Genomic DNA, 24,652 nt, shown 5'->3' with positions numbered 1-24,652 from the left:
TGGTGGCCGCCGATGTGGGTGGCGCCGCTCGTCACCGGCCGCGCAGGGCGGCCGGGATCGGTGTTCGCGCTGATCGGCGGTGGTTTTTCGGCGCGGGTAGACACAGTGGGTGCCGGGGTCGGTCGGCTCCGGCGCCCGTCTACTCCGCTCGGAAGGGTTTCCCTCATGGCTTCCACCGCTCTACGCACGGCCCTGGTGGTGCCGGCGATGCTCCTGACCGCCGCGCTGGCCCCCACCGCACACGCCGCGGAGCCGCCGACATCGTCCGCCCCGGCTGTCGACGCCGAACCGACCTTTCCGGGTGACCCCCGGTTCCCGGTCTGTGGCAACGACTACGTCTGCGTCTGGGAGAAGGTCGGCGGTGGCGGGGCGAGGTACGACCAGAAAGATCACCACACCAACCAGAACGTCTGCTACAACGTGATCGGCAAGGGCAAGTTGCCCAACCCCGCGCGTGCGGTGAGCAACCAGACCAACAAGCGCGTGTGGTTCTACGAAGGCACGGGCTGCAACCCGAAGACGAACAACTTCTACCTGAACCCCCACTACTACAGCGAGAACGCCGGGAACCTGTCGATCAGGAGCTTCTTGATCCCCGCCGGCAGGTGACCCGGAGGTCCCGAACCCCGCGCCCGGCCTCCCCGGTCGGCCGCGGGGTTCGTCGTTCCTTGATCGGTGCGCGATTCCACCCGGACGGGCCGGGCGTGGTCGGGTTGGAGCAGCGGGCGGGGTGCCGCGATCGGGGACGTCCCCCGCCGGTGGGGTGGTGCAGCCACTCACAGAGGTGGTGCGCGCCCGGTGTGGGTGGCGCCGCCCGTCACCGGCCGCTCAGGGTGTTCGTGATCGTGGTTCGCGCTGCTCGGGCGGGGGTTTTCCGTCGGAGGTAGACACAGTGGGTGCCGGGGTCGGTCGGCCCCGGGTTCCCAGCTCGAAAGGACCCTTCGATGGCCCTCACCAAGTTGCGCCTGGCGTTGGTCGTGCCGGTGGTCGCGTTGGCCGCCGTGCTCGTCCCCGTCGCCCACGCCCAGGCCGCCCCGGTCGTCGCCGCCCCGGTCGCCGCCGCCGAACCCGTTCCGCCGTCCCCCGTGATCACCCGCTGCGACAAGGGCAACGCCTGCGCGTGGACGAAGCCCAAGGGGCTCGGCAAGGGTTGGCAGGTCCACGAGTCACAACCGGGCTGTTACAACGTCACGGACAACAACAAGCTGGGCGCGCCGGCTCGTTCGGTCTACAACAACACGCGCAAGGCCGTCACCTACTTCCGCAACAACAACTGCACCGGCCGCAACTTCACGTTGCAGCCCGGTCAGTGGAGCGACTTCGCCGGCGGGCAGCCGATGGACTCGCAGGTGTGGAGCTTCCGCGTCCCGCGGTAGGCGGTGACGCTCCGGCGTCGATCACCGCTCACCCTGCCCGGACCCCGCGCCCGGCCCCGGTCGGTCGCGGGGTCCGTCTTTTCTTGATCGGTGGGCGATCCCACCCGGACGGGCCGGGCGTGGTCGGGTCGGAGCAGCCGGTGGAAAGCCGCGATCGGGAGCGTCCCCGCTGGTGGGGCGGGGTCCAGTGGAGCGACTTCGCCGGCGGGCAGCCGGTGGGCTCCCTGCGGAGCATCCGCATCCCGTGACGGCGGTGCCGGCCTTCCGTCGATCTCCGCTCACCCGCTGTGAGCAGACTTACTTAGCTACCCTAACCAAAGTTTGTTAGGGTAGCTAAGTGAGTTTCCTCGACCAACCCCGTCAGGTGTGGGTCACGGCGTTCGCCGCGGTGATCGCGTTCATGGGCATCGGGCTCGTCGACCCGATCCTGCTGTCGATCGCGGAGGGCCTGCACGCCACGCCGTCGCAAGTCACCCTGCTCTTCTCCTCCTACCTCGGCGTCCAGGTGGTCGCCATGCTGTTCACCGGGGCGGCCAGCGCCCGGTACGGCGCCAAGCGGACGCTCGTCGCGGGCCTCGCGCTGATCGTGGTCGCGACCCTCCTCTGCTCGCTCGCGGCGAACATCACCCAGCTCGTCGCCCTGCGCGCCGTGTGGGGCCTGGGCAACGCCTTCTTCATCGCCACCGCCCTCAGCGTCATCGTCGGCGCGGCCTCCGGCGGCCAGGGCAAGGCGATCCTGCTCTACGAGGCCGCCCTCGGCCTCGGCCTGTCCGTCGGTCCGCTGCTCGGCGCGCTGCTCGGCAGCATCTCCTGGCGCGGCCCGTTCGTCGGGACGGCCGTGCTGATGGCCGTCGCGTTCGTGCTGTGCTCGGTCTTCCTCGCCAACGACAAGCCCCGGCAGTCCATCGGCCTGCTCGACCCCTTGAAGGCGCTCAAGCACCCCGGCCTGCTGCGCACGGCCCTCGGCTCCGCCCTCTACACCGCCGCGTTCTTCGCCGTCCTCGCGTGGTCGCCGTTCGTGCTGGGCTGGGGCGCGGTGGAGATCGGCCTGATCTTCTTCGGCTGGGGCGTGTGCGTCGCGGTGTCCAGCGTGTGGCTCGCGCCGCGGCTGGCCGACCGGTGGGGCGAGCGCCGGGCGACCGTCGTCGCCGTGCTCGCGTTCGCGGCGCTGATGCTGGTCATGGCGGTGCCGAACAAGTCGCTGCTGGTGGTCGCGGTGATCGTCAGCGGCCTGGTGAGCGGGCTGCTGAACACCCTGTTCACCGGCACGGCGATGAGCGTCAGCCCGGCGCCGCGGCCGGTCGCGAGCGCGGGCTACAACTTCCTGCGCTGGCTCGGCGGCGCGCTGGCGGCGACGTTCGTCAGCCACCTCGCCCAGCCGTTCGTGGTCGCCGCCGCGTGCTGCGTGCTCGCCGCCGGCCTGCTGGTGGTCGGGCGGTCGGCGGACCGGCCGGTCACGGCGGAGGACGTGCTCGTCGGCGAGGACGTGGTGGGCTGACACGTGCCGTGACCAGCCGGTTCCGGTTGGCGAAGGGGTGAGGTGTTCGCCTGCCGTTCACCTCGTCGTCCGTTGGATGAGTGGTTGCCGACCTACGGTCGCCGGGTTCCCACTGAGCGATCTCGGAGGTCCGCGTGTCCTCATCCACCGATCGGGGCCGTCGCCTGCTGCCCCTGCTGCCCGACCACCCCCTCGGGCGGTCGGCGATCACCTGCAAGTACCGCTGCGGCGACGCCTGCGCGCACGAGGCTCCCAACACGTCCGGCAACGCCTACTTCGGTGACGTCGTCGGCGAGGTCGTGCGCCGGCGCGGCCTGTTGAAGGCGGGCGCGGTGCTCGCGGTCGCGGGCGCGGGCGTCGGGCTGGTCGGTGCGGGCGCCGCGAGCGCGGCGCCCGAGGTCGAGGCGGACCGCGACCTCGGCGGCGGCCGTCGCCGGGACGGCCTGAACTTCGCGCCGGTCGCGCCGAACACCGAGGACCGCGTCGTCACGCCGGAGGGTTACGAGTCGGCCGTCGTGATCCGCTGGGGCGACCCGGTGCTGCCCGGCGCGCCCGAGTTCGACTTCGACCGGCAGACGCCCGCCGCGCAGGCGAAGCAGTTCGGCTACAACAACGACTTCTGCGGCCTGGTCCCGCTCGACCACTGGAACCGCTGGCTCATGGTGAGCAACCACGAGTACACGACCGAGGAGTTCCTGTTCCGCGACTGGGACCCCGCCAACCCGACCCGCGAGCAGACCGAGATCGCGTGGGCCGCGCACGGCCTGTCCGTGGTGCTCGTGGAGCGCGACCGCCGCAGCGGCAAGCTCGTCCCGAAGGTGGACCGCCGCTACAACCGCCGCATCACGGTCACCTCCGAGTTCAAGGTGACCGGCCCGGCGGCCGGTTCGCGGTACCTCAAGACGTCGGCCGACCCGACCGGCACGAAGGTCCTGGGCACGCTGAACAACTGCGCGGGCGGCGTGACGCCGTGGGGCACGATCCTGTCCGGCGAGGAGAACTTCAACCAGTACTTCGCCAACGCGGGCAGCGTCACCGACCCGGAGCAGAAGGCGCGGCTGGCCCGCTACGGCCTGTCCGGCGCGGCGTCGACCCGCAAGTGGGAGCGGTTCGACAAGCGGTTCGACGTGGCGCAGGAGCCGAACGAGGTCAACCGGTTCGGCTGGGTCGTCGAGGTCGACCCGCTCGACCCGGACTCGACGCCGGTCAAGCACACCGCCCTGGGCCGCTTCAAGCACGAGGGCGCGAACGTCATCATCGCCCGTGACGGCCGGGTCGTCGCGTACATGGGCGACGACGAGCGGTTCGACTACATGTACAAGTTCGTCTCCGCCGAGCGGTACAAGCCGGGCAACAGCCGCCACGCCCGTGAGCACAACAAGAAGCTGCTCGACCGCGGCACCCTGTACGTCGCGAAGTTCAGCGGCGACAGCCCGGCGGCGGAGATCGACGGCACCGGCAAGCTCCCGGCGGACGGCGAGTTCGACGGCAGCGGCCAGTGGATCCCGCTCGCGTCCGGCGACAAGTCCCACGTGGACGGCTTCACGGCGGAGGAGGTCTACGTCTTCACCCGCCTCGCGGCGGACAAGGCGGGCGCGACCAGGATGGACCGCCCGGAGGACGTCGAGCCCAACCCGCGCAACCGGCGGGTCTACGCGGCGCTGACCAACAACACCGACCGGGGCAAGGCGGGCAAGGAGGGCGCCACCGAGCCGAACCCGCGCGTGAACAACCGCCACGGGCACGTGCTGGAGCTGGAGGAGCGGCGCGGCGACAACACCGCGCTGACGTTCTCGTGGAAGCTGCTGCTGGTGTGCGGCGACCCGACGTCGCCCGACACCTACTTCGGCGGCTACGACAAGACGCAGGTGTCGCCGATCTCGTGCCCGGACAACCTGGCCTTCGACTCGCACGGCAACCTGTGGATCTCGACCGACGGCAACGCCCTGAAGTCCAACGACGGCCTCTTCGCCGTGCCGGTGGAGGGTCGGTACCGGGGCAGGGTCAAGCAGTTCCTGACGGTGCCGAAGGGCGCGGAGACGTGCGGCCCGGTGGTCGAGGACGACTTCGTGCTGGTGTCGGTCCAGCACCCCGGCGAGATCGACGGGGCGTCGGCGAAGAACCCGCTGTCGCACTGGCCGGACGGCGGCGCGAGCCAGCCCCGGCCGGCCGTGGTCGCGGCGTGGAAGAAGGACCGGGGCCGCATCTGCGGCTGACCGTTGGTGGGTGGACCACCGGCGCGGTGACCGACCGCCGGCCTCGGCGGCACGGTGGCCTCGGCGGTGCGGTAGCCGACCGCCGGCCCTGGTCGAACGCCGGTGCGGTGCCCGACGGGTGGTCCCGGCGGCGCGCGGGCGGCGGCGCTGGACCACCACGGGAGCCGGGCGGGTCCACGACCTGTCCGGCTCCTCCAGCCGCCCGCCCGGCTCTGTCGTACCCCCGTGGTCGGCTGTGCGCCGGGGGTGCTCACACCGCGAGCACCCCCGCGCGAGCTTAGGGTCTGCCCATGACCGATCGACCCGTGGCACTGATCACCGGCGCGTCCCGAGGCATCGGCCTCGCCGTCGCCCGCAGGCTCGCGCCCACCCACGACCTGCTCCTCGGCGGGCGCGACGCCGACGCCCTGTCCCGCGCCACCGACCTGCCCAACGCCACGCCGTGGCCGGTGGAGCTGACCGACGACCGGGCCCTCGCCGACGCCACGGCGGCGCTGTCCCGCCTCGACCTCCTCGTCCACAGCGCCGGCCTCGCCGAACTGGGCACGCTGGTCGGGACCACCGCCGACACCTGGCGGCGCACGCTGGAGCTGAACGTGGTCGCGGTCGCCGAGCTGACCCGGCTGACCCTCCCGCTGCTGCGCGCGGCCAACGGCCACGTCGTCCTGGTCAACTCCGGCGCGGGCCTGCGCGCCAACCCCGGGTGGGGCGCGTACGCGGCGAGCAAGTTCGCCCTCCGCGCCTACGCCGACGTCCTGCGCGCCGAGGAGCCCGGCCTCCGCGTCACCTCGATCCACCCCGGCCGCGTCGACACCGACATGCAGCGGGGCATCCGCGCCCAGGAGGCCGGCGACTACGAGCCCGACCGGTACCTGACCGCCGACTCGGTCGCGAAGGCCGTCCTCGCCGCCGTCGAGGCCGACGAGGACGCGCACGTCACCGAGGTCGTCCTGCGCCCGCGACCCCGCTAGCTAGCGCAGCCGACGGGACACCGCCGCGACACCCGCCTGGGCCTCCCGCCGGTCCACGCGGGTGGTCTCGCCGTCCGCCACGACCTGCTCGCCGGCGACCCACACGTCCTTGACCCGGCGCGTGCCGGACGCCCACACGAGGTTCGCCAGCACCTGCTCGTCGGGCGCGTCGAGCCCGGTCGCGAAGGCCGGGTCGTCGACGTCCACGTGCACGACGTCACCCCACCGCCCGGCCTCCAGCGCGCCGAGGTCGTCCCGCCCGAGCGCCGCCGCGCCGCCGCGCGTGGCCAGCAGCAGCGCGTCCGCCGCGCGCATCGAGGTGGCGTCCATCGTCGTCACCCGCGACAGCAGCGCCGCCAGCCGGGCCTCCTCGAACAGGTCGAGGTCGTCGTTGGACGCCGGCCCGTCCGTGCCGAGCCCCACCGGCACGCCGGCGTCGAGGTAGCCCCGCAGCGGCGCGATGCCGGACGCGAGCTTGGTGTTCGAGCCGGGGCAGTGCGCGACGCCGACCCGGTGCCGGGCGTAGATGGCGACGTCCTCCTCCGACAGGTGCACGGAGTGCGCCGACAGCACCCGCCCGCCGAGCACCCCGGACTGCTCCAGCAGCCTCGGCACCGACCCGAACGAGGCGCGCTGGGCGGTGTCCTCCTCCGGCGACTCGGCCACGTGGATCTGCACCAGCGCGCCCCGGTCCCGCGCCTCGCCGGCGATGGTCGCCAGCGCGTCGGGCGACAGCAGGTAGGCCGAGTGCGGCCCGTAGGACAGCTCGACCCGCTCGTGCGGCCCGAACCGCAGGCCGTCGGCGTCGATCCACCGCGTGATCTCGTCGGTCATCGGCCGCCACGGCAGCCCCGGCAGGTCCATGATCGCCGCGCCGAACACCACCCGCGACCCGGCCGCCAGCACGGCCTCGGTGAGCTCCGCGCCGTGGAAGTACATCTCCGCGCTCGTCGTCACGCCGTTGCGCAGCATCTCCACCGCGCCGAGCAGCATCCCCGCGCGGATGTCCGACGGGACCATCTTCGCCTCGGCGGGCCACATGGCCTCCCGCAGCCAGCGCAGCAGCGGCAGGTCGCCGCCCAGGCCGCGCAGCACCACCATCGGGCTGTGCGCGTGGGTGTTCACCAGGCCGGGCAGCAGGATCCCGGTCAGCTCGCGGACCTCGCCGTCGAAGGCGGGCGCGTCGGCGGCGGGTCCGACGTGGGTCACGCGGCCGGCGACGACGTCGACGACCGCGTCCCTCAGCACGGTGCAGGACGGATCACACGGCAGGACCACGGGGGCGTGCAGGCGCAACGACATACCACTGATCCTGCCGCACGCGCCGGCGCCGGCACTCCCGCGCTCGGCCGATCACCGACCACGAACCGCGCCGACCACCCCGCCGCACCGCCGGCCGAAAGCCGCCGAGCCGCGCCGCCCTGAAACCCCCGCCACCGCGTCAAGCCGTGCCGCTCGCCAGGCCGTGCCGCCCACCAAGCCGCTCGCACCGCCGCGCCACCGCACCGCCAAGTCGCACGCACCGGCGCGCCGCCGCACCGTGTCACCGACCGGGGTCCGCCGTCGCCACCCGCGCCCGGCCACCGGGTCGGCGCGTCACGGCTCCTCGGCCACGGGCAGCTCGGCCCGCACCTCCCACCCGCCCGACTCCCGGGGACCGGCGCTGAACCGGCCGCCCAGCAGCTCCACGCGCTCCCGCATCCCGACCAGCCCGAACCCGCCGGACCCGCCCACCGGCGCGGACTTCGGCGCGCGGCCGTCGTCGGTGACCACCACGTGCACCACGTCGGACACGACCGACACCGAGACGTCCACGCCGGTCACCCCGCCGGCGTGCTTGCGCGTGTTGGTCAGCGACTCCTGCACCAGCCGCAGCACCGAGCGCCCCAGCGCGGGCGGCACCACCGACGGCAGGTCCAGGCTCAACCGCACGGGCTGCCCGGACTGCGCCACCACCTGCCGCACGTCGTCCGCCAGGTCGCTGGTCGCGGCGGGCGCGTCGGTCTCCGACCCGCGCAGCGTGCCCACCAGCCGCCGCATCGCGGTCAGCGCCTCGTTGCCGCTCCGCGCGATGAGCGGCAGCACGTCGCGCTCCGCACCGGGCACGGCCTGCGCCGCCTGGGCGTGCACGACGATCCCCGTCACGTAGTGCGCCACCACGTCGTGCAGCTCGCGGGCCAGCGCCATCCGCTCGGCGTGCTGCGCCGCCGCCACCTCGGACCGCATCAGCGTGGCGCGCTCCCGGTCGCGGGCGCGGAAGTACAGGCCGGTCCCGATCGAGAGCGTCAGGAGGACCGTCCCGGCGATGAGCTGCCCCGTGGTGCTCGGCCCGGTGTAGTCGAGGTCCCGGTAGTACCGGTCCCAGTACGACGGCCGGATCGCCGCGGTCGCGACCACCGCCGCGACCAGCGCCGCCGTGCCGACGAGCACCCGCCTGACCGTCCCCTGCCGCACGACGATCGCCACGGTGGCCATCACGGCCGCGGCCTCGGACAGCGTCGTGCCCGAGACCAGCGGCACGGTCGGCGGGACGTTCGCCGCGCGCAGCAGCACCGAGCTCGCCAGCAGCGCGGTCGCCGCCGCGAGGGCCGCGTCGAACGGTCGGCGCGGCGCGAGCACCGCGAGCCCGCCCAGGACGAGGGAACCGGGCAGCTGCCACCAGGTGTCGACGGCGAACGCCTCGGTGCCGATCAGGAAGAGCAGGGCGCAGGCCAGCGGCCACTGGCGGCGGGCCAGGGCGCGCCAGCCGAGGTGAGTGCTCTCCACGGGACGTCACCGTATGTCCTCCGGGCTGATCCCGCGTCCGACCCCGGTCGTGGTGTCGGTCATCCACCGGACTGACCCGAACGCGACCGGAAATACCCCGGTGGCCGATGTGGGACGACCTTTTCCGGGGTGACTCTGGAGTGGCAGTCGGGGAACGGAGGAACGTGGTGTTCAGTGCGGTGGCGACGTGGGCGGGCGCGGTACTCGGCCTGTTGGTGCTGGTCCTGATGGCGCTGGCGGGGGTGCTGGTCGATTCGCAGCGGTGAGGTGATCATTTTTCGGCGGGCCGGCGGAGCAGTTCCGCAAGTCGGCCGGTGGAATGCGGTCGGGTGGTTTCCACCGGGCTGCCGGAAAAGCGGGCCGGACCGCCCGCCCTGGCGCGCCGGGCGGCGGCCGGGTCGAGCCGGAACGCGGGGCGCTCGCCGGCCGGCCGCTGGCGGGAGCGCAGCCAGGACAGCCGGTGCAGCGACTCCGCGTGGTGGTCGGTCACGGTGACCCCGGCCAGGTCGAACGAGTGCAGGACGGCCCGGTTCAGCTCGACCACGGCCCGGTCCCGCCACAGGGACCGCTCGGCGGAGGTGTCCAGGCCGAGCGCCTCGGCGACCGGCCGCGCCGCGCCGTAGGCGTGCTCGTCGGCGAGGCTGCGCGCGCCGATCTCGGAGCCGACGAACCAGGTGTTGAACGGCGCGGCCGGGTAGTGGACGCCGCCGATGGACAGCCGCATGTTCGTGATGAGGGGCACGGCGTGCCAGCGCAGCCCCAGCGACCCGAACCACGGCAGGTCGGGGTGCTCCAGGGACACCTCGTGCACCACCTCGGGCGGCACGGCGAACAGCCGCGGCCCCTCGTGCTCGGTCTCCACCACCAGCGGCAGGACGTCGAACGGCCCGGGTGCCGCGGGCGGCTGCCAGCCCATCGCGCGCACGGCGCCGGTGAACGCGCGGTAGCGGCGGTCGCCCGTGCCGTCGGCGTGGCCCGCGTACCGGACCGCCTGCTCGTTCCAGACGCGCGGTCCGGGCCGCGCGGGCGCGTCGGGCGCGAAGACCGTGACGAGGGGTCGGATGCGGCCGTCGTTCGTGGCCAGGCGGAGGTGCTCGACGCACTCGGCGGCCACGGTGGCGGCGTCGCGGCAGCCGCGCAGGTCGCGGACCTTGAGCCGCCGCCACGGCACGCCGCTGGTGCACCAGCCGCTGTCGCGCAGCGCGACGCGCGCGCCGTACGCCAGCTCCGACGCGGTGTGCCGGTAGGTGCCGGTGTCGGCGATCTCCTCGCGCACCCGCGCGAGGCGGGTGCCGACGGGCCCGGCTTCCGGGTGCGCGATGTGGAACATGCGGAGGAAGCCCTCCGCCGCGGCCGGGTCGAGCGCCGTCGATTCCGTGGTGTGCATGGCGGTCACGGGCGGCAACCGTAGTTGCGGACCGGTGTCACGCGTCACTGCCGGACGGGGCACGACCGGTGATCGACGGCATCCACCCCACCGGGTGATGAAGGAACGCTGAGTTGCCGCATCGGTCGATCGTTGCCGCAACTTTATGACACGGTCAGGTGAGTTCCACCCGTTCGAACATGAGGTCGTGGCTGACCCGGTCCTCCTCCACGGCCCGCTGCTCGAACTTCGTCACGGGACGCCAGTCCGGCCGCGGGGCCCACCGCTCGTACCGGTTGCGCAGCAGCGGCTCGGCCGAGCAGACCTCCAGCATCTGCTCCGCGTAGTGCTCCCAGTCCGTCGCGAGGTGGAGGGTGCCGCCGGGCGCCAGCCGGGTGGCGAGCAGGCGCACGAACGCCGGCTGCACGAGGCGGCGCTTGTGGTGCTTCTTCTTGGGCCACGGGTCGGGGAAGAAGATGCGCACCCCGGCCAGCGAGTCTGGTGCCACGTGGTCGGTGAGCAGGTCGACGGCGTCACCGCGCAGCACGCGCAGGTTCGTCGCGCCCAGGTTCTCGGCGCGCATCAGCAGCTGCGCCAGGCCGGGCTTGTAGACCTCGACGGCCACGTAGTTCAGCTCGGGCGCGGCGGCGACCAGCTGGGCGGTGGTCTCGCCCATGCCCGAGCCGATCTCCAGCAGCACGGGCGCGTCGCGGCCGAACCACCCGGCGAAGTCCAGGGGGCCGGCCGGGAGCGCCGCGACCTCGCGGCCGAGGCGCTCCCAGTGGCGGTCCCAGGCCCGCTGCTGGCCCACGGTCATCCGTTCACCGCGCTGGACGTAGCTCACGATGGACCGGTGGTGGGGCGGGCGCTGGCTGGACGTCGTCACGGGCGTACAGCCTAGGCGGTGGGCGCGGCGGCGCGGGCCGCGCGGCGACGTCGAGCGACGCCGCGCCCGGTGGTGACCCCGCGCCCGCGCGCCTGCCGGCGCCGTGCCCGGTGGTGGCCACGCGCCGGCGCGCCTGCCGGCGCCGTGCCCGGTCAGGCGATCCGCCAGGTCAGGCGATGCGCTCCAGCTCCTCGATCCGCTCGCGCAGCCGGGCCGGGGTGACCGCGACGGGCCGGCGCGGGCCGGGACCCCGGTGCGCGGGGAGCACGTCCACCCAGCCGGGGTGCCGGTCGGTGAACTGGACGGTGGTGGGTTCGGCCGGGCCGCACACGCCGCTCTCCGACGGCACGAACTCCCAGTAGCCGACCTCGCCGTCCGCCGCCCACGGCACGAAGACCCAGCCCGGTCGGCGCGCCAGCAGGTCGGACACCTCGTCCTCGACGGCGAAGCCGGCCGCGCGGGAGGGCAGGCCGCCCCGGTCGAGGGCGCGCAGCCACCAGGGCGCGGGCGCGTCGCCGCCGACGGCCCGGTAGAGGGCGAGCACCTGCTGCTCGTCGGCCCGGTGTATCCAGGCGCGGCGGGTCTGGGCGGGCTCGGTGGCGAGGCCGGCGGAGCCGGCGGGTTCGATGGCCTGGGACCATTCGAGCGCCATCATCGGTACGACGCGCAGGGCGTGGTCGCGTTGCCGGGGCAGTTCCTCGGCCGCGGTCGCCGACGGGCCGGCGTTGCGGTTCGGATCGAGCACCGTCACGGGTTCACCTCCGGTGGGTTCCTTGACGGGGGGTGAGCGAATTCGTGTGCGGTCGGTGGCCACCTCACGATTCGCTGCTTTCCATCTGACCCTGTTCAGCTGATCCTGTCATGGTGCTGTGCGGGAGTTCACGGGGCCTTAACGTGGTTCTTACTCCGATCGCCTTATCGGGTACGGACGAAACACGGACGACTCGGAATATCTGTGACCTCGACCACAGGAGGATTTCCGGATGGGGCGAGCGGGGTTCACCGCCGTATCGGTCGCGCTATTCCTGGCGGCGTGTCCGGGAACGGCCGCCGCCCGGTCGGCCGCCGAACGGCAGTGGCACCTGGACGAGTTGGGCGTGCCCGCGGTGCACCGGGTCGTGCGCGGTGACGGCGTGGTGGTGGCGGTGGTCGACTCCGGCGTGGACGACACCGTCCCGGACCTCGCCGGCGCGCTGCTGCCGGGAGCGGGCTTCGGGTCGGCGGAGGGCTCCGACGGCACGGAGGACGCCACCGGGCACGGCACCGCGATGGCGGCGCTGATCGCCGGGCGCGGCGTGGCCGGCGGCGTGCTGGGCGTCGCGCCCGCCGCCCGCGTCCTGCCGGTGTCGGTCGGCGCGGGCGGTGGCAACTTCACCACCGCGGCGGTCGCCGAGGGGATCACGTGGGCCGTCGACCACGGGGCCGACGTGCTCAACGTCTCCCTGACCTCGACCGCGCCCACCACCCCCGACCTGCTGCGGGCCGTCGCCCACGCGCTCGACCACGACGTCGTGGTGGTGGCGGGCACCGGGAACGAGGGCGTCGGGCGCGTGGGCGCGCCGGCGGGTGTCGAGGGCGTGGTCGCGGTGTCCGGCACGGTGCCCGGCGGCGCGCCCTGGCCCTCGTCGAACACCGGCCCGGAGACGGTGCTGGCCGCGCCCGCCGAGGGGATCCGCACCGCGCTTCCCCGGTCGGTCGCCGCCTCCGGGTTCGCGGCGGTGGACGGCACCTCCGCCGCCACCGCGCTGGTGTCCGGGGTCGCGGCCCTGGTCCGGGCCCGGCACCCGGACCTCGACGCGGGGAACGTGGTGCACCGGCTGGTCACCACCGCCACCGACCTCGGCCCGGTCGGCCGGGACGACGCCACCGGGTTCGGCCTGGTCGCGCCCGGTCCGGCGGTGCTCGGCGAGGTGGCGCGCGTCGACCGGAACCCGCTCCTGCCGCCGACGACGACGGTGCCGCCGCCCACCCGGCCCGCCCCGACGCGGCCCGAGGGCGATCGGCGGGCGGGCGGCGACCCGGCCGGGGACGGCGGGGTGCGGGCCGCGGTGGCGCTCGGCGGGGCGGTGGCGCTCGGGGCGGTGGCACTGGGGGCGGTGGTGGTGGCCGTGCTGTGCGGCCGCAGGGCGCGGCGGGCCGCCGATCGCGCGGACGGGCCGCCCGACGAGTGCCGGAAAGGGTGAATGGAGCGCGCTGCTCGTGCGCCCTACTCGTGTGCGTGGTATTCCACGGATTCGCGCGTGAGTTGCATGAAAGCCTCCTCCAGGGAACCCAGTTGCGGGCTCAACTCGTGAAGGGTCAACCCGTTTCCGGCGGCCAGTTCACCGATGCGCGCGGCCTCCACGCCGTGCACGACGAGCGCGTTGTCCTCGATCGAATCGGTGACCCGCGCCGATTGCGCCACCAGCAGCTCCCGCAATCGGTCCAGCTGGGGCGACCGCACCTTCACGGTGTCCTCGGTGGCGTCCTTGATGAACTGCGCGGTGCTGGTCTGGGCGATCAGCCTGCCCTTGCCGATGACGATCAGGTCCTGCGCGGTCTGCGCCATCTCGGACAGCAGGTGGCTGGAGACGAAGACGGTCCTGCCCTGGTCGGCGAGGCGGTGCATGAACTGGCGGATCCAGAGGATGCCCTCCGGGTCGAGGCCGTTGACCGGCTCGTCGAACAGCAGCACCTTGGGGTCGCCGAGCAGCGTGCCCGCGATGCCCAGGCGCTGCGACATGCCCAGCGAGAAGCCGCCCGCGCGGCGCTTGGCGACCTGCGTGAGGCCGACCAGGTCCAGGACCTCGTCGACGCGCCGGTCGGGGATGCCGTTGGACTTGGCGAGCCACTGTAGGTGCGCCCGCGCGGAGCGGTTGGGGTGCACCCACTTGGCGTCCAGCAGCGCGCCGACCGTCCTCAGCGGGCGGTGCAGGTCGCGGTAGGCGCGGCCGTCGACGAGCACCTTGCCGGAGGTCGGCCGGTCGAGGCCGAGGATCATCCGCATGGTGGTCGACTTGCCGGCCCCGTTGGGGCCCAGGAAGCCGGTGACCCGGCCCGCCTCGACGGAGAACGACAGGTCGTCCACCGCCACCGTGCTCCCGTAGCGCTTGGTGAGTCCGGTCGCTTCGATCATGACTTCTCCCGTCCGATCCACCGTTGCCGAACCTGGACTGCCGAGCTTGGACTGCCGAGCCCGGAAGACGGAAGCTCGGGCCACCCCCCGAAGGTGACCCGAGCTCCCTCCTTCCCCTTCCCCCTGTACGCCCGCCGGCCCGGCCCCGATCCCGGTCCGGCGGGCGGACGACCTAGGCGTCCCGGCGCTTCACGACCACCAGCGAGACGATGTAGACGACCAGCGCCACGCCCGCGAAGTAGGCGAACGAACCCCACGGCGACAGGTCGCCGACGGTGGGCGGCCCGCCGACACCGGCCTCGGCGCCCGCGATCGCGTCCGGCTCGCCGAGGATGAACTTGCTGACCACGCTGAACGGCATCCACTTCTGGATGTCGTCGCCGATGTTCGGGATGAACCCGACCACGCTCTCCAGCACCAGCGCGAACACCAGGATGATCGACACCGCGCCCGCCGTCTGGCGCACCAGCGCCCCGACGCCCAGCGCGAGCACCGCGCCGGCCGCGTACACCAGGCTGACGCCCGCGACGTGCCGCCAGTCGTTGGCGCTCTCCAGGGCCAGCTGCGAGGCGTCGTCGGCGAGCAGCTTGCCGATGCCCCACGAGCCGAACCCGACGGCGAGCCCGACCAGGCCGGCCAGGAACGTCACCACGACGGCCTTCGCCACCATCGGCGAGATGCGGTCCGGCGCCGCCTGGAACGTCGACTTGATCGTGCCGAACCGGTACTCGGTGGTGACCGCGAGGGCCGCCATCACCATGATCACGTACAGGCCGAACGTGTGCGTGTACACGGTCGCGACGACCGGCATCGGCGAGTTGTTCCAGTTCGTCGCGATGACCGCGCTGATGCCGATGGTCAGCCCGAGCGCGAGGAGCATGCACCACCACGGCGAGCGGGTGGTGAAGAGCTTGATCCGTTCAACAGCGAGCAGCGTCATGTCACTTTCCCGTCTCGGCCGCGTGGTACTCGACAGAATCACCGGTGAGCTGCATGAACGCCTCTTCCAGCGAACCGCGCTGGGGGCTCAGCTCGTGCAGCACCACACCGGCGGACGCCGCGATGTCACCGACCTGGTCACTGGTGGCGCCCGACACGGTCAACGTCGAGTCGTTGTCGTCGCGGACGGTGAAGCCCTTGTCGAGCAGCAGGGCGCCCAGCTTGTCGGCGTGCGGGCTGCGGACCAGCACGGTGTTCTCCGTGGACCGCTCCACGAACTCGGTGGTGCTGGACTGCGAGATCAGCTTGCCCCGGCCGATGACGACCAGCTCGCTGGCGGTCAGCGCCATCTCCGACAGCAGGTGGCTGGACACCAGCACGGTGCGGCCCTCGGCGGCCAGGCCCTGCATGAACTGGCGGATCCAGAGGATGCCCTCCGGGTCGAGGCCGTTGACCGGCTCGTCGAACAGCAGCACCTTGGGGTCGCCGAGCAGCGCGCCGGCGATGCCCAGGCGCTGCGACATGCCCAGCGAGAAGCCGCCCGCGCGGCGCTTGGCGACCTTGGTCAGGCCGACCAGGTCCAGGACCTCGTCGACGCGCCGGTCCGGCAGCCCGTTCGACTTGGCCAGCCACTGTAGGTGCGCCCGCGCGGAGCGGTTGGGGTGCACCCACTTGGCGTCCAGCAGCGCGCCGACCGTCTTCAGCGGGCGGTCGAGCTTCGCGTACGGCCTGCCGTCGATGAGCACCTTGCCGGAGGTCGGCCGGTCGAGGCCGAGGATCATGCGCATGGTGGTCGACTTGCCCGCGCCGTTGGGTCCGAGGAAGCCGGTGACGCGTCCCGGCGCGATGGTGAAGGACAGGTTGTCCACCGCCACCGTGTTCCCGTAGCGCTTGGTGAGGCCGATCGCCTCGATCATGTTTTCTCCCCTGGACGGCACGTGCCCCGATCTCGACGACAACTCTGCCTCGTGCAGGGGGTCGGCCGCATCGGTCTGTAGTTGACGTGTCGGTGCGACTTCAGTCTTATGGTGTCGGCTACCTCGGTCGTAGTAATCCGTGATTACCCTGAGTGTCACCCTGAGGGTTCCCCGCGGGGTTCTCAGGGAACGGCCGGCCCTACGGTTGTGCGCATGGGTTACACGGATGCCCCCGAGGGCTGGTGGCGGCAGTTCGTGGCGGCCACCCCGGCGCGGACCGGCAAGCTGGCCGTCGTGCGCAGGGACGGCTCGCCGCACGTCTCGCCCATCTGGGTCGACCTGGACGGCGGCACGCTCGTCTTCACGACCCACCTGGAGTCCGTCAAGGGCCGCTCGCTCGTCCGCGACGGCCGGCTGTCGATCTGCCTGGACGACGAGGAGCCGCCGTTCTCGTTCGTCACGGTCACCGGGCGCGCGGAGATCGAGGACGACCCCGAGCAGGTCCGGTACTGGACGGGCCGCATCGCCGGCCGCTACATGGGCGCGGACCGCGCCGACGAGTACGCCGAGCGCAACGGCGTACCGGGCGAGGTCGTGGTGCGGGTGCGCGAGGCGCGCGTCGTGGCGAAGGTGGCCGTGGCGGACTAGCGGGACGTGGGTTCGGCGGAGGTGGCCGGCGCGGACCGGCTCGGCGGGGCGTGCGCCGCGTCGGGGTGAGCGGTCGCGGGGTTCGGTGGAGCGGCCTACCGAGTTCACCCGTGTGGGTGTAGCCGAAGGACGTACATCGCCGCCGAACCGCCGCCACGCGCCACGCCTCCCGGCCCGCATCCCTCCGCCCGCTTCCCCTTGCCCGCTCCCCCTTGCCCGCTCCGCCACACCCGACCGCCCGCCGCGTCCGGCGCCCCGCCACACCCGCCCGACCACCCGCCACGCCCCGGCACCGCCCCGCGCTGCGCCTGACCCGCCCGCCTGGTCTGGCTCCGCCCGCGTCGTGCTCGCCCGCGCCCGCCGCACCTGCCGCCGCCCCGCCGTGCCCGCCGCCCACCCGTGCCGCCCGCGCCGCGCCCTGCCGCACGCGTGCCGTCCGCCCGCGCCGCGCCCTGCCGCTCATCCCCGCCGCCCCATTCGCGCCCCGCGCCGGCCACGACCGAGATCATCGGCGCGCATTTTTGGCAACGATTCGGGGTGTCCGCAGTATTGCGGCACGTCAAGCGGTCGCTGTGCACATCATGGCGGGTGCCAGGCTGGAATTCCCCGAGCGCGTCGAAACGCTCCTCCGCCGCAGGAGGCTCCTTTGTCACTCGTCGAGCGCTGTGTCGTCGGTGTCGATGTGGAAAAGTTCTCGGCGCGGCCCGCCCGCCACCAGTTGCGCATCCAGAAAGAACTCGACCGGATGCTCGACGAGGCGTCCGCGCAGGCCGGCCTCGACCGCGCGGGCTGGGTGCGCCAGCCCGCCGGTGACGGCGAGGTGGCCGTCCTGCCGCCGGACGTCGAGCTGGTCGCGCTCGTCCGGACCTTCGTGCGCGAGCTGGACACCCTGCTCACCGACCACAACGAGGACCACGACCCCGGCGTCCGCATCCGCCTCCGGGTCGCGATGCACACCGACGTGCTGACACCCGGCGCGTTCGGCTACGCCGGTCCGGCGCTGGTCGTGCTGAGCCGGTTGCTCGACTCGGCGGTGCTCCGCCGGGCCCTGCGCGCCGCGCCCGACGGGAACCTCGCGCAGCTGCTGTCGGCGTCGCTGTACCGGAGGGCGGTGCTGCCCGAGCTGGGCGGCCTGCGGCCCGGCCAGTTCGAGGAGGTGCGCGTCGACCTGCCGGAGAAGGGCTTCCGGGAGAGCGCCTACCTGCACCTGCCGCACCGCGGGCCGGTGGCGCGGCCGGTCGGCTCACCGGTGGCCGTGCTGACCTCGCTCGTGCGCGACCTGCCCGCGCCCGCGCCGGCGCGCCCCGTCGCCACGCCTGCCGAGGCGCCGCGCGCGGCACGGGTGGAGGTGGCCGAACCGCCGAGCCCCCGCGTGCGGGAGTTCGTCGACTGCGTCCGGGACGCGCTGGCCGCGGGCAAGCTGGCGCGGGCGGACCGGCTCACCACGCTCGCGCTGCTCGCGCAGGCGGGTCGCACGGGCGGGCTGCGCGGCACGGACGGCGCGCTGCTCACCGACGCGCTGCTCACCGACCTGGACGACGCGTGGTCCGCCGCGTCGGGCGGCCGGTGGGGTTTCCGCGCGCAACGCGCACGCCTCGACGGGCTCGTCCTCACGGGCAGGCGACCATTCTGGGAGATCTGCTCCGCTTTGGGTTGGCGCTCCGCCGAGGACGGGACCGTCCTCGCCTATCCCGAATTCGAGCGCACCGCCGAAAATGACGATCTCCCGCGTTATCCGACGTTGCGGAACCCGGCCCGCGAAGACGACCCGCAATGGCCCGACGAATGGGCCACCACGGTGCTGGCGACGCACCTCCGACTGCGATCCTGGGAGCGCTGAAGTGGAATACGTGATCATCGCCTTCATCGCGCTCGGCGGGCTCACGTGGTGGAAGGGCCTGCACCGCGTCCCGCCGGGCCGGGTCGGGATCGTGACGAAGACGCTCGGCATGGCCCGCAAGCCCGGCGACGACGCCCGCGTCAGCTTCCTGGGCTCGCGCGGCGTGCAGGCCGAGGTGCTGCGGCCCAACACGACGGCCTGGCTGCCGCCGTTCCTGTACGAGGTGCGCGTCGTCCCGATGGTCACGGTGCCCAACGGGACGGTCGGCGTGGTGATCGCCAAGGCCGGGCGCAACCGCGAGCTGGGCTCGGCGGTGGCGAAGTACGTCGACTGCGACTCGTTCCAGGACGGCGCGCGGTTCCTGCGCGAGGAGGGCGTCATGGGGCGGCAGCAGCAGCCGCTGACCGGCGGCTCGTACGCGATCAACACCGAGCTGTTCGACGTGCTCACCGTGCACAGCCCCGAGGAGGACCTGGCCGCCGAGGAGCTGACCGTGAACGCGCTGCGCGAGGTGCAGATCGACATCGGCGAGACCGGCGTGGTCGTCACGCGGGTCGGCGCGAAACCGGTGCCGAACGAGGTCGGGCCGCCGGTCGAGGGGCACGCGGACTTCCAGCGGCCGTGGGCGTTCCTCGCGGGCGGCGGCCGGATCGGCGTGCAGCAGGACACCCTGGCCGAGGCCGGCCGGTACGCGATCAACCCGTGGTTCGCGAAGGTCGTCAAGGTGCCGACCCGCGTGCTGGTGCTGGAGTGGCACGGCGGCGACAAGTCGGACTCCAACCTCGACGCGTCGCTCGACCAGGTGGAGCTGGAGGTCCAGGGGCACAAGGTGTGGCTGGACATGAAGCAGACGGTGGAGATCCCGGCGCAGGCCGCGCCGCGGCTCGTGCAGCGCTACGGCGCGGACGGCGAGGACGGGCGCGAGTCGGTGCAGCGGTTCGTGGAGAAGCACCTCGCCGGCACGGTCACCGGCTACTTCCGCCGGATCTCCGCCCACTACCGCATCCAGCAGTTCATCACCGAGTACGACGCGCTGTGCAACGAGCTGGCGGCCGAGGTGCGGCAGGCGCTGGCCCCGATCGGCGTGAAGGGGCTCGCCACCACGCTGGAGGAGTTCCGCTGCGACGACGAGGAGATCAACCGCATCCGCCGGAAGATCGCCCACCAGCAGGAGCTGGCCAAGCTGGAGCACGAGAAGCTGGCCGAGCTGGAGGCGACGCTCGCGAACGAGGAGGTGCGCACCCTCATCGACCTCCAGCAGGTGAAGGTCGAGGAGGCGCGCAAGAAGCTGGAGCTGATCAAGCTCACCACGATGGTGGAGCTGCTGGGCGCGCAGAACGTGGCGCTGGAGCGGATGCTGCGCGAGTGGGTGAAGGCGAACGTGCCGCAGTTCGTCGGCGGCGGCGACTCGGGCATGGCCCAGGCGCTGCTCCAGGCGATGCCGTTCAGCCAGGCGAAGGACATGCTGCTGGCGATGGCGGGCGGCGCGCAGCGGACGCTGCCGGAACCCGCGGAGCGGGCGGCGATCGAGGGCGAGGACCCGGAGGACCCGGAGGATCCCCACCTCACCGCGGAGGACGACACGGAGCTGTGACGAGCGGTCGGCGCGCTCGGGGCCGGTGCTGCCCCGAGCGCTCAGGCCGCGAACCAGCGGTCGAGTTCGAGCGCCGCGCCGTCCTCCAGCACGGTCCCGGTCACGGCGTCCGCCGCCGCGCGCACCGTCGCGGGCGCCTGGCCCATCGCGACGCCGTGCGCGGCCCACCGCAGCATCTCGACGTCGTTGTGCCCGTCGCCGATGGCGAGGGTGTCCGCCGCGGGCACGTCGAGGATGCGCCGCAGCTCCTCCAGCGCCGCGCCCTTGGTGACGCCGGACGGCGACACGGTCAGCCAGGGCTCCGTGTGGTCCACCGACCACGTGACGCCGGGCAGCTCGACGTCGAGCATCCGCAGCGCCACCTCGTCGGGCGTCCGGCCGACCCACCGCATGACCAGGCGGGACGTGGGTTCGGCGGTCAGCTCGGCGGCGTCCACCTCGCGCACCACGCCCCACAGGTCGCCGTCGGGGAACCGGCCGAGCGACAGGCTGCCCTCGCCGGTGACCTCGGTGGCGAACACCGCGCCGGGGAACAGCTCGCGCAGCGCGGCGACCGCTGGGCCGGCGTCGAACCCGACCTTGCGGGTGACCTCGCGGGACGTGGTGTCCCACCAGACGGCGCCGTTGGAGCAGATCGCGGTGGTGCCGAGCAGCCGCAGGTCGTCGACGACCGGGCGGGTGCCGATGAGGCTGCGCCCGGTGGAGAGCACCACGTGCGCGCCGCGGTCGACGGCCCGGTGGATGGCCGCGCGCACCGCGGGCGCGACCGCCTCTTCGCCGGTGCGGGTGAGGGTGCCGTCGATGTCCAGGGCGATCAGGCGCGGTCTCCAGGTCACTGGCGTCACCCTAATGGACGACATTAATGAACCATGGTTCAATAACTGGGTGCCACGTCCGAAGACCATCACCGACGAACGCCTGCTGACCGCCACCGGCGCGGTCATCGGCCGCCGCGGCCCGGCGTTCACCCTGGCCGAGGTGGCCGCCGAGGCCGGCGTGTCGGTCGGCACCGTCGCGCAGCGGTTCGGCTCGAAGAACGGCCTGCTCCAGGCGCTGACCCGGCGGGCGACGGTCGACGTCGAGCGCCGGATGCGCGCGGCGGCCGAGGGGCGCGACCCCCTGGCCGGGCTGCGGGCCGCGCTGCTGTCGTGGTTCGAGGGCATCGCCGATCCGGGGCAGGCGGGCAACCACCTCGCCCAGCTCGGCGTCGACCTGGTCGACCCGGAGCTGCGCGCCCTGCTCGCCGACCTCTACGGGGCGGCCGAGCGGACGGTGCTCGCGCTCACCCGGCGGGTGCACCTGCCGCGCGCGCCCTCGCCGGAACGCGCGGCGCGGGTGCTCACGGTGCTGGTGCACGGGGTGGCGGTGGACTGGTCGGTCCGGCCGCGCGGCGACTTGGCCGACCGCCTGGCGGAGGACGTGGACGCCGTGCTGGACGCGTGGAAGGGGAACTGAATGTCATTGCGGGGCAAGGTCGCCGCGGTCACGGGTGCGACGCGGGGCGCGGGGCGGGCCATCGCGGTGGAGCTGGGCGCGGCGGGCGCGACGGTGTTCGTCGGCGGGCGCTCGACGCGGGAGCGGAAGTCGCCCATCGGGCGGGACGAGACGATCGAGGAGACCGCCGAGCTGGTCACCGCGGCCGGCGGCCGGGGCGTCCCGGTGCGGTGCGACTTCACGGTGCCGTCCGACGTGGACGCCTTCCGCGACCGCATCGAGTCCGAGGCGGGCGGGCGGCTCGACGTGCTGGTGGACGACGTGTGGGGCGGCGAGGCGGACGCCGACTTCAAGCCGTTCTGGGAACAGGACCTGGAGCGGCAGCTGGCGATGTGGCGCAACAGCGTCCAGGCGCACCTGGTGGCGCTGCACCGGCTCATCCCGCTGCTCACCCGGCGGCCGGGCGGGCTGCTGGTGGAGGTGACCGACGGCGACGACGAGGCGCCGTACTCCGGCATGCTGGCGTACGACTCGGTCAAGGTCGCGATCCGGCGGTTCGGCGTGGTGCTCGCGCAGGACCTCGGGAAGTTCGGCACGACGTCGGTCGCCGTCACGCCGGGCTTCCTGCGGTCGGAGCAGATGCTGGAGCACTTCGGGGTGACCGAGGAGAACTGGCGGGACGCGATCGCGAAGGAGCCGCACTACGCGATGTCCGAGACGCCCCGGTACGTCGGGCGCGCGGTGGCCGCGCTCGCCGCCGACCCGGAGCGCGAGCGGTTCACCGGCCGGGCGCTGGCGTCGTGGACGCTCATGCGGGAGTACGGCTTCACCGACGTGGACGGCTCGCGGCCCGACTGGGGCCGGTGGTACGAGGAAGTGGTCAAGCCGGGGCTGGACCCCACCGCGGTCGACGTTTCCCGGTACCGCTGACGCGGTAGTGCCGGAATGGGCGGGTTGACCACCGGAGAACCGAATGGGCGGCGTGCCGCGGTTACCGCTCCCGCGCGGGCGCCGCGAGCCTGAAACACTTTCGCGGGAATCCCCTGCGCGGTCGAGGCATGGCCCCTTCCTCGAAAGGCGACACGCTTTGCGCGGTCATTAGTGTCAGCAGTCGGTGGTGGCGGTCCGGCTCGACGGCGAGCCGGACCGCCGCGGTCACCGCGCCACTGTGACACCACCCCGGACGTGCAGGCCAGCAGGTATCCCCCGGCCTGACCGCCGGTCGGGCGCGCCCGCCGGTCGGCGTCCGGGTTCCCAGGATCGAGGAGTCGATGATGTTCTTCTCCGGCAGTCGGAGGGGTGGTTCGCTATTCCTTCCGAGCGCCGCCCCGAAGTTCGGGATTGCCCGAACATGTTTGCTCGCGTTGCTCGCGATGATTCTTCTCATGCCCGCACCGACGATGTCGGCGGCCCCTTACCCGGCCCGCGTCCAGGTGTTCGTCGCGAACAGCGGTTCCGATTCCGTGACGGTCTACGACACGCGTTTGGGTGAGGTGACGCGCACTATTCCGGTCGGACTCACGCCGGTAGGCGTGGGCGCCACTCCGAGCGGTGACGTGGTGTACGTGACCAACGAGCAGTCCAACACCGTGTCGGTGATCGACGCGCGTGCCCTCGTCGTGACGACGACCGTGCCGGTCGGGCTGCACCCGTTCGGCGTGGCGGTGACCCCCACGCACGCGTACGTGACGAACTTCGGCTCGAACACCGTCACCGTCATCGACACGGCCACCAACGTGCCGGTGATGGAGATCCCGGTCGGCCGGTTCCCGCACACGCCCGCCGTGAGCCCCAACGGCGACCGGGTCTACGTGACCAACAACGGCGACCAGACCGTCACCGTGATCGACACCGCCGGCCAGGCGCCGGTGGCGACCATCCCGGTGGGCCGCTACCCGGCGGGCGTCGCCGTCAGCCCCGACGACCAACGGGTCTTCGTCGCCAACACCGGCTCCAACACCGTGACGGTGATCGACACCGCCACCAACGCGCCGATCACGACGACCGACGTGGGACGCGCGCCGATGGGCGTCTCGGTCACTCCGGGCAACCTGGTCTACGTGGCCAACGCGGCGTCGGACACCGTGTCCGTGCTCGACCTGAACGGCGCGCCGGTGGTGCCGCAGGTGCCCGTGCCGGACCGCCCCGAGGGCTCCGCCGCGGCACCCGACAACAGCCTCGTCTTCATCACCAACAACGGGGCCGACTCGATGACGGTGCTCGACGCGGTGACGGCGCAACCGGTCGTGGTCGTGCCGGTCGGCGCGAAACCGGAGGGCGTGGCCGTGACGTCGTGATCGCCCGGAGGCGGGACCGGTCCGGCTCGGACGCCGCCGGGCGGACCGGCCGGGCCGGGTCGGTCGGATGCCGCCGGGCCGTCCGGTCGGACGTCGCAGGGCCAGGCGGTCGGACGTCGCCGGGCCGTCCGGTCAGACGTCGCCGGGCCGGACCAGCCCGGTCTCGTAGGCCAGCACCACGGCCTGCACCCGGTCCCGCAGCTCCAGCTTCGCGAGGATGCGCCCCACGTGCGTCTTCACGGTCGCCTCGGACAGGAACAGCTTCCGCGCGATCTCGGTGTTCGACAGCCCCTTGGCGATCAGCACGAGCACCTCGCGCTCCCGCTCGGTCAACGCCTCCAGCACCGAGGCGTCCCGCAGCTCGCCGCCGCCCTCCCCGAGGAACCGGCTCAGCAGCCGCTTGGTCACCGACGGCGACACCACCGCGTCCCCGGACGCGACCGCACGCAGCGCCGAGACCAGGTCGCCGGGCGGCGTGTCCTTCAGCAGGAACCCGGAAGCGCCGTTGCGCAACGCGGACAGCGCGTACTCGTCCATGTCAAACGTGGTCATGACCAGCACCTTCGCCGTGCCGGCCTCGGTGATCCGCTTGGTCGCCTCGACACCGTCGAGCACGGGCATCCGCACGTCCATCAGCACCACGTCCGGCCGCAGCGACGCGGACATGTGCACGGCGTCGAGCCCGTCGCCCGCCTCGCCCACCACGTCGATGTCGTCCTGGGCGCCGAGCACCATCCGGAAGCCCATGCGCATGAGCTCCTGGTCGTCCACCAGCAGTACTCGGATCAC

General features: G+C 73.1%; 22 protein-coding genes. 12 read left to right on the top strand and 10 right to left on the bottom strand.

Annotated features, from left to right (window positions below; genetic code table 11):
* The first annotated feature begins 165 nt into the window (after window positions 1–165).
* The 5 genes from C8E97_RS01185 to C8E97_RS01165 all read left to right on the top strand — a co-directional run bounded on the left by C8E97_RS01185 (window position 166) and on the right by C8E97_RS01165 (window position 6,061).
* Window positions 166–609, top strand: coding sequence for a peptidase inhibitor family I36 protein (locus tag C8E97_RS01185; RefSeq protein ID WP_170211563.1), 444 nt, complete (start codon window positions 166–168; stop codon window positions 607–609).
* Between the two features lie 335 nt (window positions 610–944).
* Entirely contained in the window at window positions 945–1,376 is a 432-nt protein-coding gene (locus C8E97_RS01180; RefSeq protein ID WP_121000820.1) for a peptidase inhibitor family I36 protein, read from the top strand.
* 337 nt (window positions 1,377–1,713) lie between these two features.
* Entirely contained in the window at window positions 1,714–2,874 is a 1,161-nt protein-coding gene (locus C8E97_RS01175; RefSeq protein WP_121000818.1) for an MFS transporter, read from the top strand.
* Between the two features lie 134 nt (window positions 2,875–3,008).
* Window positions 3,009–5,090: a PhoX family protein gene (locus tag C8E97_RS01170; protein WP_121000816.1), complete on the top strand. Its 2,082-nt coding sequence runs from the start codon at window positions 3,009–3,011 to the stop codon at window positions 5,088–5,090.
* Window positions 5,091–5,380: 290 nt separating this feature from the next.
* On the top strand, window positions 5,381–6,061 hold the full coding sequence (locus C8E97_RS01165; RefSeq protein WP_121000814.1) for an SDR family oxidoreductase: 681 nt from the start codon (window positions 5,381–5,383) through the stop codon (window positions 6,059–6,061).
* Here the strand turns inward: C8E97_RS01165 and C8E97_RS01160 are convergent, their stop codons facing one another.
* The 5 genes from C8E97_RS01160 to C8E97_RS01140 all read right to left on the bottom strand — a co-directional run bounded on the left by C8E97_RS01160 (window position 6,062) and on the right by C8E97_RS01140 (window position 11,830).
* The gene (locus tag C8E97_RS01160; protein ID WP_121000812.1) at window positions 6,062–7,363 is read right to left on the bottom strand and encodes an amidohydrolase family protein; all 1,302 of its coding nucleotides are present in this window, start codon (window positions 7,361–7,363) and stop codon (window positions 6,062–6,064) included.
* A gap of 294 nt (window positions 7,364–7,657) precedes the next feature.
* Entirely contained in the window at window positions 7,658–8,827 is a 1,170-nt protein-coding gene (locus C8E97_RS01155; RefSeq protein ID WP_121000810.1) for a sensor histidine kinase, read from the bottom strand.
* A gap of 271 nt (window positions 8,828–9,098) precedes the next feature.
* On the bottom strand, window positions 9,099–10,214 hold the full coding sequence (locus tag C8E97_RS01150) for a nitric oxide synthase oxygenase (RefSeq protein ID WP_121010519.1): 1,116 nt from the start codon (window positions 10,212–10,214) through the stop codon (window positions 9,099–9,101).
* A 154-nt stretch (window positions 10,215–10,368) separates the two neighbouring features.
* The gene (gene trmB / locus C8E97_RS01145) at window positions 10,369–11,010 is read right to left on the bottom strand and encodes a tRNA (guanosine(46)-N7)-methyltransferase TrmB (RefSeq protein ID WP_425470651.1); all 642 of its coding nucleotides are present in this window, start codon (window positions 11,008–11,010) and stop codon (window positions 10,369–10,371) included.
* A 238-nt stretch (window positions 11,011–11,248) separates the two neighbouring features.
* Window positions 11,249–11,830: a hypothetical protein gene (locus C8E97_RS01140; protein WP_121000806.1), complete on the bottom strand. Its 582-nt coding sequence runs from the start codon at window positions 11,828–11,830 to the stop codon at window positions 11,249–11,251.
* A gap of 232 nt (window positions 11,831–12,062) precedes the next feature.
* Between C8E97_RS01140 and C8E97_RS01135 the strand changes: the two genes are divergently transcribed.
* Window positions 12,063–13,262, top strand: coding sequence for a S8 family serine peptidase (locus tag C8E97_RS01135; protein WP_121000804.1), 1,200 nt, complete (start codon window positions 12,063–12,065; stop codon window positions 13,260–13,262).
* A 23-nt stretch (window positions 13,263–13,285) separates the two neighbouring features.
* On the opposite strand, the gene C8E97_RS01130 is transcribed toward C8E97_RS01135, so the two are convergent.
* The 3 genes from C8E97_RS01130 to C8E97_RS01120 all read right to left on the bottom strand — a co-directional run bounded on the left by C8E97_RS01130 (window position 13,286) and on the right by C8E97_RS01120 (window position 16,050).
* Window positions 13,286–14,194, bottom strand: coding sequence for an ABC transporter ATP-binding protein (locus C8E97_RS01130; RefSeq protein ID WP_121000803.1), 909 nt, complete (start codon window positions 14,192–14,194; stop codon window positions 13,286–13,288).
* A gap of 172 nt (window positions 14,195–14,366) precedes the next feature.
* Window positions 14,367–15,134 carry a hypothetical protein gene (locus tag C8E97_RS01125; protein ID WP_121000801.1) on the bottom strand — a complete coding sequence of 256 codons (768 nt, stop codon included), beginning with the start codon at window positions 15,132–15,134 and terminating at the stop codon, window positions 14,367–14,369.
* A 1-nt stretch (window position 15,135) separates the two neighbouring features.
* A complete protein-coding gene (locus C8E97_RS01120; RefSeq protein ID WP_121000799.1) occupies window positions 15,136–16,050 on the bottom strand; it encodes an ABC transporter ATP-binding protein in 915 nt (304 codons plus the stop codon).
* A gap of 213 nt (window positions 16,051–16,263) precedes the next feature.
* Between C8E97_RS01120 and C8E97_RS01115 the strand changes: the two genes are divergently transcribed.
* The 3 genes from C8E97_RS01115 to C8E97_RS01105 all read left to right on the top strand — a co-directional run bounded on the left by C8E97_RS01115 (window position 16,264) and on the right by C8E97_RS01105 (window position 20,132).
* Window positions 16,264–16,698 (top strand): PPOX class F420-dependent oxidoreductase, encoded by a 435-nt coding sequence (locus C8E97_RS01115; RefSeq protein ID WP_121000797.1) that lies wholly within the window; start codon window positions 16,264–16,266, stop codon window positions 16,696–16,698.
* Window positions 16,699–17,344: 646 nt separating this feature from the next.
* Entirely contained in the window at window positions 17,345–18,538 is a 1,194-nt protein-coding gene (locus C8E97_RS01110; RefSeq protein ID WP_147454969.1) for a GUN4 domain-containing protein, read from the top strand.
* A 1-nt stretch (window position 18,539) separates the two neighbouring features.
* Window positions 18,540–20,132: an SPFH domain-containing protein gene (locus C8E97_RS01105; protein ID WP_170211561.1), complete on the top strand. Its 1,593-nt coding sequence runs from the start codon at window positions 18,540–18,542 to the stop codon at window positions 20,130–20,132.
* Between the two features lie 41 nt (window positions 20,133–20,173).
* Here the strand turns inward: C8E97_RS01105 and C8E97_RS01100 are convergent, their stop codons facing one another.
* A complete protein-coding gene (locus C8E97_RS01100) occupies window positions 20,174–20,968 on the bottom strand; it encodes an HAD family hydrolase (protein WP_246018591.1) in 795 nt (264 codons plus the stop codon).
* Window positions 20,969–21,017: 49 nt separating this feature from the next.
* Here C8E97_RS01100 and C8E97_RS01095 point away from each other — a divergent pair, with 49 nt between their 5' ends.
* The 3 genes from C8E97_RS01095 to C8E97_RS01085 all read left to right on the top strand — a co-directional run bounded on the left by C8E97_RS01095 (window position 21,018) and on the right by C8E97_RS01085 (window position 23,863).
* The gene (locus tag C8E97_RS01095) at window positions 21,018–21,587 is read left to right on the top strand and encodes a TetR/AcrR family transcriptional regulator (protein WP_121000789.1); all 570 of its coding nucleotides are present in this window, start codon (window positions 21,018–21,020) and stop codon (window positions 21,585–21,587) included.
* Window positions 21,588–22,496: an SDR family oxidoreductase gene (locus C8E97_RS01090; protein WP_121000786.1), complete on the top strand. Its 909-nt coding sequence runs from the start codon at window positions 21,588–21,590 to the stop codon at window positions 22,494–22,496.
* 341 nt (window positions 22,497–22,837) lie between these two features.
* Window positions 22,838–23,863 (top strand): YVTN family beta-propeller repeat protein, encoded by a 1,026-nt coding sequence (locus C8E97_RS01085; RefSeq protein WP_246018590.1) that lies wholly within the window; start codon window positions 22,838–22,840, stop codon window positions 23,861–23,863.
* Between the two features lie 132 nt (window positions 23,864–23,995).
* On the opposite strand, the gene C8E97_RS01080 is transcribed toward C8E97_RS01085, so the two are convergent.
* Window positions 23,996–24,652, bottom strand: coding sequence for a response regulator (locus tag C8E97_RS01080; protein WP_121000785.1), 657 nt, complete (start codon window positions 24,650–24,652; stop codon window positions 23,996–23,998).

It is taken from the genome of Saccharothrix australiensis (genome assembly GCF_003634935.1).
GTDB classification, from domain to species: Bacteria; Actinomycetota; Actinomycetes; order Mycobacteriales; family Pseudonocardiaceae; genus Actinosynnema; species Actinosynnema australiense.
Note: the sequence above shows the minus strand (reverse complement) of the source record. Positions and strands in the feature narration are given on the sequence as shown.